Genomic DNA, 8,378 nt, shown 5'->3' with positions numbered 1-8,378 from the left:
ACGTGTGTGCTGGGTTTTCTCCGGCCCCGCGGGGCTGTGCCTTCTCCAAGACCCCCCCCCCCCCACCTTTCCCCCCCTCTCTTTGTGGGCCTCCCCCCCCCCCCCCCCCAGGCCCGCAGCTGCGCTACAAAACCCAGGCCATATCGAACACGTATCAACACCCCATCCAATTAGTATTGTACGAACCCTTCCCCCCCTTTCAATACTTGCCCCCAAGCAGCCAGCGCCCCGGGCCGGATGCGACCAGGCGAGGGAATGCGCGAGTCTTTTGCGCATAGAAATGGCCGATTGCCCGGACGCGGCTGCTTGTGAACCGCCAGGTTCCCTACCCCGCTATCAGGAGATCGACTTCAATGATCATCGATATCAGCTGCTATCCCACCGATCTGGTGGACCTCGCCTGGAGGCATGACGGTGACCCGTTCACCGGCGAGCGTCTGCTGGAGATGATGGATGGCCCGTACATGGTCAACGGCAAGCCTCGCCGCATCGACAAAGCCTTCATCCAGCCCCCTCAGGGCAACACCATCTACACCTGGACCGACGGCGAACTCAGTGGCCGCGAATCCATTGATGCCTACATGGCCTACACCCTGAAAATGGTGCAGACCTACCCCGACCGCTTCATCGGCTGCTTCGTCTACAACCCGCGCTGCGGTGTCGAAAACGGCGTCGAGGCGATCGAGCGCTACGTCAAGGAACACGGTTTCAAGATGGTCCAGATGCAGGCCAACATGCACGCCTACCGTCCTGACCGGGCCTTGGACTGGGTGCGCCCGGCCTTCGAAAAATGTGCCGAACTGGGTGTCCCGGTGAAGCTGCACACCGGTGACGGGCCCTACAGCATCCCGTCCGAATGGGTACCGATGATCAAGGAGTTCCCCAACGTCGATTTCATCATGGCGCACTTCGGGGTGCAGACCGGCGGCGTCTACGTCTTCGAACCGATGCAATGGGCCATGGAGTTGCCCAACGTCTACTGCGAATCGGGCTGGTGCCTGCAATCGCGGATCGTCGAGTTCGCCAAGGTGCTGCCGACCCACAAGATCCTGTTCGGCACCGACACCCCGCCGAACGAACCGGGCATGTGGCTGCGCCTGCTGGAAGTGCTGTGCCATGAGCCGCCGCAAGGCCTGAACCTCGACGAGGACACCCTCGAAGAGTATCTGGGCAACAACACCGCGCGGATGATCGGCCTCGAACCGACACCGCCGCCGCGTTCCGTGTCCGACGCCGAGGCGCAACTCAAGCGCCCTGTCACCACTCAATTGGCCAGGAGCTGACCCCATGATCATCGACACCCATCTGCACCCCACCAACCTGGTCGACGAAGCCTGGCGCCATACCGGTGAACCCTTCACCGGCGAACGCATGCTCAAGCTGATGGACGGCCCCTACATCATCAACGGCAAACCGCGCCGCATCGACATGGGCTTCATCCAACCGCCACCGGGCAATACCGGTTATCGCGACGGCAACCGTCGTGGTCGCGAAGGCGTGCGCGACTACATGTCCTATGTGGCCGAACTGTGCGTGAAGTACCCGGACCGGTTCATCGGAAACTTCAACTTCAACCCGCGCTGGGGACCGGAAAACGGTGCGGCGGAGCTGGAATTCCACATCAAGGAATACGGTTTCAAGATGCTCAAGCTGCACGCCAACATGCACGGCTATCGTCCCGACCGCGCACTGGACTGGTTGCGTCCGGCGATGAAGGTCTGCGCCAAGTACAACATCGTGGTGCTGATCCACACCGGTGACGGCCCGTACACCATCCCGACGATGTTCTACCCGATCATCCGCGAGTTTCCGATGGTCAACTTCATCATCGGTCACTTCGGTATCCAGACCGGGGGCAACTATTCGTTCGAGGCGTTCTGGATGGCGATGGACACGCCGAACGTGTACTGCGAATCCGGCTGGTGCTTCCAGTCACGGATCGTCGAGTTCGCCAAGGAACTGCCGCGCAACAAAATCGTGTTCGGCACCGACTCGCCACCCAACGAACCGGGCATGTGGCTGCGCGAACTGGAGGTGTTGTGCTCACCGGCACCGCAGGGCCTGGGGATCGATGAGGATCATCTGGAGGACTACCTGGGTAACAACATCGCCCGGTTGTGCGGCATCGAGCCGACACCGCCGCCCAAGGACCTGGCCGAGGCCGACATCCGCCTGACCACGACCTACCTGTAGGCAAAAAGCGCCCCCTGTGGGAGCGAGCCTGCTCGCTCCCACAGGGAACTCGCAACGATTCTTTGAGGTGAAACCATGACCCTCTCCACGCTCGGCGATACCCAGGATTTCCACGATTTCATCGATGCCTATCGCCGGCAGTTTCCGGACGATGTGCTCACCGTGCGCGAATCGCTCAGCGCCGACCAGGACATCACCGCCCTGGTCGATGCCCTGACGGAACAGGGCCGCGATCCGTTGCTGATCTGCGAAAACGTCGGCACATTCGCCACACCCGTGGTCACCAATCTGTTCGCCTCCCGGACCCGCATCGCCCGGATCTTCGGCGTCACCCCGACCCAACTGCACGAAACCTTCCAGGCCCGCGCCAACCAGCCCATCGCCCCACGCTACGTGGCAACCGGTCCGGTGCTGGACGAAGTCTTCGAAGGCGAAGCCGTGGACCTGGCCCTGCTGCCGATGCTCAAGCATTTCGACAGCGACCGCGGCCCCTACATCACCAACGCGATCATCATTGCCGAAGACCCGGTCAGCGGCATTGCCAACATGAGCTACCACCGTTCGATGCGTCATGCCCGGCAAACCCTCGCCACCAGCCTGCATTCGCGGGGTCATCTATGGCGCATGCTGCAAACCGCCCGCGAGCGTGGCGAAGAATTGCGCGTGGCCATGGTGGTGGGCGCACACCCGTTGTTCATGCTCGCGGCCGCGGCGCGCTTGCCGTTCGGCAGCGACGAGCGTGCCGTGGCCGGCGGTTTGTTCGGTGCCGCCGTGGAGCTGGTCAAGACTCCGCGCTACGGCATAGGCGTACCGGCCTGCGCGGAATTTGTCCTGGAGGGCGCCATCGACCCGTCGGCTTACGCCGAGGAAGGTCCATTCGGTGAATTCAGCGGTTACTCCTCCGATCGCTCGACCAACAATGTGCTGCGGGTCGATACCCTGATGAAACGCAAGGATGCCTGGCTGGTGGATGTGGTCGGTGGCCGCTACGCCGAACACCTGACCCTGGCCCGGTTGCCACGGGAAGCGGAAATGAGCGAGAAGCTCAAGGCACGCTTTCCCGCCGTCACCGCCGTGCACTACCCCAATTCCGGTACCCATTTCCATTGCTACGTGGCCCTGGATCAGAGCCGCGACGGCGAAGCACGGCAGATCATGCTCGCCCTGCTCGGCTGGGACCCGTACTTGAAAACCGTCATCGCGGTGGACAGCGACATCGACATCGGCGACGACAGCCAGGTGTTGTGGGCGCTGGCCACGCACTTCCAGCCACACCGGGACATTCTGCTGATCGATGGTTTGCCGGGCAGTCCGCTGGACCCCTCGTCCTCGGTCGAAGGCACGACCTCTCGCATGGGCCTGGATGCCACGCGCGGTTCGGGCTTCGACGGGATCAAGGCGCAGCTCGATCAAGCGGTGGTCGAGCGTGCACGCCAACGGCTGTCGAGCCTGCAATCATGAATCGCCAGCGCCTGGTCGTCGGCATCAGCGGCGCGTCCGGTTTCATCTACGGTGTGCGTCTGCTGCAATTGCTCGCCGAATTGAACATCGAAAGCCACCTGATCATCAGCCGCGCCGCGCTGCTGACCATGGCCCACGAAACCGACTACAAGCTGGCCGACGTCACCGCGCTGGCCAGCCACTATCATCGCGCCGACGATGTGGCCGCCAGCATTGCCAGCGGTTCGTTCCGTTGCCTGGGCATGGTGGTTGCGCCGTGCTCCATGCGCACCCTGGCGGAAATCGCCACCGGTACGTCCACGGGGCTGATCGGCCGTGCAGCCGACGTCACCCTTAAGGAGCGCCGCACTCTGGTGCTGATGGCCCGGGAAACGCCGATGACCCTCGCCCACCTGCGCAACATGACGGCCGTCACCGAGATGGGCGGCATCATCGCCCCGCCCGCCCCGGCCTTCTACGCCCGCCCGCAAAACCTTTCGCAAATGGTCGATCACAGCCTCGGCCGTGTCCTCGATCTATTCGGCCTCGACGCTGGCACCGCCCTGCGCTGGGGTGAACCCCAAAACCCTTCAATCAGCCGTGACCCTTGTGGGAGCGGGCTTGCCCGCGATGCGGCCATCACAGCCGAAGACCCCGTTGCCAGACACACCGCCATCGCGAGCAAGCTCGCTCCTACAGTTGATAGCACTCCGACCCTTTAGTTTTTAAGGAGCCTCACATGAACACCCCCTTCAACGCCCCGACCCCGAACACCAAAATCCCGGTCACCCTCCTCACCGGCTTCCTCGGTGCCGGCAAGACCACCCTGCTCAACTACATCCTCAAGGAGAATCATGGCCGCAAGATTGCCGTGATCGAAAACGAGTTCGGCGAAGTCGGCATCGACGGCGACCTTGTGCTCAGCTCCGAAACCGAAGAAATCTACGAGATGGTCAACGGTTGCGTGTGCTGCACCGCCGAAGTGCGCGAGGACCTGGTGCGCATCGTTCGCGAACTGGTGGCGCGTCCGGTGCGGCTCGATCACATCCTGATCGAAACCAGTGGCCTGGCCGACCCTTACCCGGTGGCCCAGAGTTTCTTTATCAACGACCCGATTGCCGACGAAGTGGAACTGGACGCCATCGTCACCCTGGTCGATGCCAAACATATCGCCCAGCACCTGAAGGATCTACAACTCGACGGCGTGGACAACCAGGCCGTGGATCAAATCGTCTGTGCCGACCGCATCGTCATCAACAAGATCGACCTGGTCAGTGCCGCGCAGGTGGCGGCCCTGAGCGAGGACATTCGTGGCCTCAATGCCACGGCGGATCTGGTGACCTCCAGTTACGCCGAAATCGACCTGTCGAAAATCCTCGGTATCGGGGCCTTCGAGGCAACGCAAAAGCTCATGGAGATCGGCGCCGGGCACGACCACACCGCCGAAGCACATCATCACGATCATGATGATCTCGACCATGAGCACGACCCCAGCGTGTCTTCGGTGGGCATCGCCGTGGACGCGGCAATCAACCTGGGCGCCTTCCACCGCTGGATCAGCCAACTGCGCATCGAGCAGGCCGACAACCTTTATCGCATGAAAGGTGTGCTGGCCGTCGCGGATCAGGACCAGCGTTACGTGCTGCAGGGCGTACACAGCCTTGTCGAGTTCCGGGCATCGACGCCATGGGGAAGCGAACCACGCTCCAGCAAGATCGTGTTCATCGGCCGCGACCTGGACCGTGCGGCATTGAACCAGGGCTTCGCCGCCTGCCTGGCAGGCTGAAACAGGCATCGGAGCCGGTGGATGGCGGTTCCGGGCACGAATACCCCTCTTCACCGAATAACAACAGCTAGAGGTGATTCTCCATGTCGTCAGCCATTCCCGCTTCCGCCGTCCATCCCGTCGACCAGGTGTTATCGGTACGACAAATGCTCACCCTCGGCCTGCAACACATGGCCGTCTCCTACATCGGTGCGATCGCCGTGCCGCTGATTGTCGCCAGCGCCTTGAAAATGTCCCAGGCCGATACCGTGGCGCTGATCAGCACCACGCTATTCTGCTCGGGCATCGCCACCCTGCTGCAAACGGTGGGTTTCTGGAAGTTCGGTGTTCGCCTGCCGATTCTGCAGGGCGTAGCGTTCAGCAGCGTCGGCCCGGTGATTGCCATTGGCAGCAACCCGCAGGTGGGATTTGCCGGCGTCTGCGGGGCGGTGATCGGCGCCGGGATTTTCACCCTGCTGGTGGCACCGTTCGTGGGTCGACTGCGACGCTACTTTCCGCCGGTGGTCACCGGTTGCATCGTCACCGTGATCGGCTTGCAACTGTTTCCCATTGCCTACGAATGGGTCGGCGGTGGCCGTCACGCCAGTGATTTCGGTGCGCCGGCCTACCTGGCGGTGGCGGCCGTGGTGTTGCTGACCATTCTGCTGGTCAACCGTTACGGCAGCCCGATGCTGCGCAACATGGCCGTGTTGATCGGCATGCTGGTCGGCGCGCTACTGGCCTGCGGCCTGGGCATGGGCAGCTTTCAAAGTGTGCAGCAATCGCCGTGGCTGACGGTGCCCTACCCGTTCCACTTTGGCTTGCCGACCTTCAGCCTGATCCCCATCGCCACCATGGTGGTGGTGATGATCGTGCAGATGGTGGAGTCCATGGGCCTGTTCGTCGCCATCGGCGACATCGTCGACAAACCGGTGGAAGAGAAACAGGTGATCAACGGCCTGCGGGCCAATGGCCTGGCGAGCACCATCGCCGGCCTGTTCGCGGCCTTTCCGTTCATTGCCTTCATGGAAAACGTCGGCCTGGTGATCCTGACGGGCGTGCGCAGTCGCTGGGTGGTGGCGGTCAGCGGCTTGCTGATGTGCTCGGTGGCGCTGGTGCCCAAGGCTGGCGCGATCATCGCTTCGATGCCGACCGCTGCGCTCGGGGGCGCCGGTATCGCCATGTTCGGCGTGGTGGCGGCGGCAGGGATTCAGACCCTGGCCAAGGTCGACTACGAGCGCAATCGCTATAACGTGCTGATCGTCAGCTTCACCATCGCCGCCGCCCTGGTGCCGGTACTGGCACCTGCCCTGTTCAAGCAATTGCCCGAGTGGTCGCAGCCGTTCCTGCACAGCAGCGTGGTGATCGCCTGCCTGGTGTCGGTGCTGCTCAACGCCACGCTCAACGGTGTCGGCGTTGCAGATGCCGCAACCGCCAAATCCGCCTCTCACAGCCTCTGACCGGAGCCTTCCATGACTCAACTTCAAACGATCCTGATCAAGAATCCGCAAGCGGTGATGACCGGTCTGCGCGGGCCCCGCGCCCGAGCCGGCAGCGTCGATATTCGCATCGTCGACGGTCGCATTGCCGAAATGGCCGAAGGCCTGGTCGCCGGGCCAGGTGAACGGGTGATCGATGCACGCCAGTGCGTGGTCTATCCGGGCTGGATCAACACCCACCATCACCTGTTCCAGAATCTGCTCAAAGCGGTACCCGAAGGATTGAACCAGGACCTGCAGGGCTGGCTCGCGAGCGTACCGTATCCGCGACTCAATCGTTTTACTGCGCCTCTGGCGCGGATCGCCGCGCGGCTGGGCATGGCGGAGTTGTTGCTGTCGGGGGTGACGACCTGTGCCGATCACCATTACCTCTATCACGCCAACGGCACCACCGAGACCGGCGACCTGCTGTTCGACATGGCCGATGCCTTCGGCCTGCGTTTCGTGCTGTGTCGCGGCGGTGCCCTGGAATCGGCGAGCGCCCACCCTGGGTTCTCCAAAACCGCCCTGCAACCGGAAACCCTGGATCAAATGGTCGGCGATATCGAGCGACTCAAGTCGCGGTATCACCAGTCTGCGCCCGATGCGATGCGCCGGGTGGTGGTCGCGCCGACAACACCCACCTTCTCGCTACCACCGACCCTGTTGCGCGAGCTGGCACACACCGCGCGCGGTCTCGATCTGCGGCTGCATACGCATCTTTCGGAAACGCAGAATTATGTGAATTTCTGCCGCGAAAAATACAACTGCCTGCCGGTGGAGTTCGTCGCCGAACACGAGTGGCTCGGGCCGGACGTCTGGTTTGCTCACTCGGTGCATCTGCAACCCGGTGAAATCCGCATGCTCGCGCAAACCGGCACCGGAGTTTCCCATTGCCCGGTGAGCAATGCACGCCTGGGCAGTGGCGTGGCGCCGGTGCCACAAATGTTCGAGGCAGGCGTACCGATCTCCCTGGGGGTCGACGGCGTAGCGTCCAACGAATCCGGAAGCATGGTTGGCGAGGCGCACACCGCGTGGCTGATCCATCGCGCCGAACAAGGGGCATACGCCACGACCGCAGAGGACGTGATTCATTGGGGCACCGCCGGTGGCGCCCAGGTGCTGGGGTTGGGCGCCACCGGCACCCTCGAGGTCGGTCAGGCGGCAGACCTGGTGATTTATGGCCTGGACCACCCGCGCTTCTTCGGCTTCCACGACATTGCCGTGGCACCGGTGGTGGCAGGCGAACCGATTACCGTGCGCTACAGCCTGGTCGGTGGTCGCGTGGTGGTCGATGACGGCGTGATACCCGGGCTCGATCTGCAGCAGATGCGCGCCGAGGCGTGGGACGGGGTGCGGCAGTTGATGAACATCGACGACTGAACCGCGCGCGGTACATCCCCTGTGGGGGAGGGGGGGGGGGGGGGGGGGGAGGGGGGGGGAGGGGGGGGGGGGGGGGGGGGGGGGGAGGTGGGGGGGGGGGGGGGGGGTGGGTGTGGGGG

7 protein-coding genes are annotated in these 8,378 nt (G+C 63.2%); all 7 read left to right on the top strand.

Annotated elements, in window-relative coordinates; all coding sequences use genetic code 11:
• The first annotated feature begins 353 nt into the window (after positions 1 to 353).
• Positions 354 to 1,283 carry an amidohydrolase family protein gene (locus ACSFE6_RS29825; protein ID WP_435430964.1) on the top strand — a complete coding sequence of 310 codons (930 nt, stop codon included), beginning with the start codon at positions 354 to 356 and terminating at the stop codon, positions 1,281 to 1,283.
• Between the two features lie 4 nt (positions 1,284 to 1,287).
• The gene (locus ACSFE6_RS29820) at positions 1,288 to 2,193 is read left to right on the top strand and encodes an amidohydrolase family protein (RefSeq protein WP_285416026.1); all 906 of its coding nucleotides are present in this window, start codon (positions 1,288 to 1,290) and stop codon (positions 2,191 to 2,193) included.
• Positions 2,194 to 2,268: 75 nt separating this feature from the next.
• On the top strand, positions 2,269 to 3,654 hold the full coding sequence (locus ACSFE6_RS29815) for a UbiD family decarboxylase (RefSeq protein ID WP_435430963.1): 1,386 nt from the start codon (positions 2,269 to 2,271) through the stop codon (positions 3,652 to 3,654).
• Positions 3,651 to 4,355, top strand: coding sequence for a UbiX family flavin prenyltransferase (locus ACSFE6_RS29810; RefSeq protein ID WP_435430962.1), 705 nt, complete (start codon positions 3,651 to 3,653; stop codon positions 4,353 to 4,355). Before ACSFE6_RS29815 ends, ACSFE6_RS29810 begins: the two co-directional genes overlap by 4 nt.
• Positions 4,356 to 4,372: 17 nt before the next feature.
• Positions 4,373 to 5,419, top strand: coding sequence for a CobW family GTP-binding protein (locus tag ACSFE6_RS29805; protein ID WP_435430961.1), 1,047 nt, complete (start codon positions 4,373 to 4,375; stop codon positions 5,417 to 5,419).
• Positions 5,420 to 5,502: 83 nt separating this feature from the next.
• Positions 5,503 to 6,858, top strand: coding sequence for a nucleobase:cation symporter-2 family protein (locus ACSFE6_RS29800; protein ID WP_435430960.1), 1,356 nt, complete (start codon positions 5,503 to 5,505; stop codon positions 6,856 to 6,858).
• 12 nt (positions 6,859 to 6,870) lie between these two features.
• Entirely contained in the window at positions 6,871 to 8,259 is a 1,389-nt protein-coding gene (locus ACSFE6_RS29795) for an amidohydrolase family protein (RefSeq protein WP_435430959.1), read from the top strand.
• Positions 8,260 to 8,378: the final 119 nt, after the last annotated feature.

This window comes from Pseudomonas baetica, from assembly GCF_051216495.1.
GTDB lineage: Bacteria > Pseudomonadota > Gammaproteobacteria > Pseudomonadales > Pseudomonadaceae > Aquipseudomonas > Aquipseudomonas baetica_B.
Note: the sequence above shows the minus strand (reverse complement) of the source record. Positions and strands in the feature narration are given on the sequence as shown.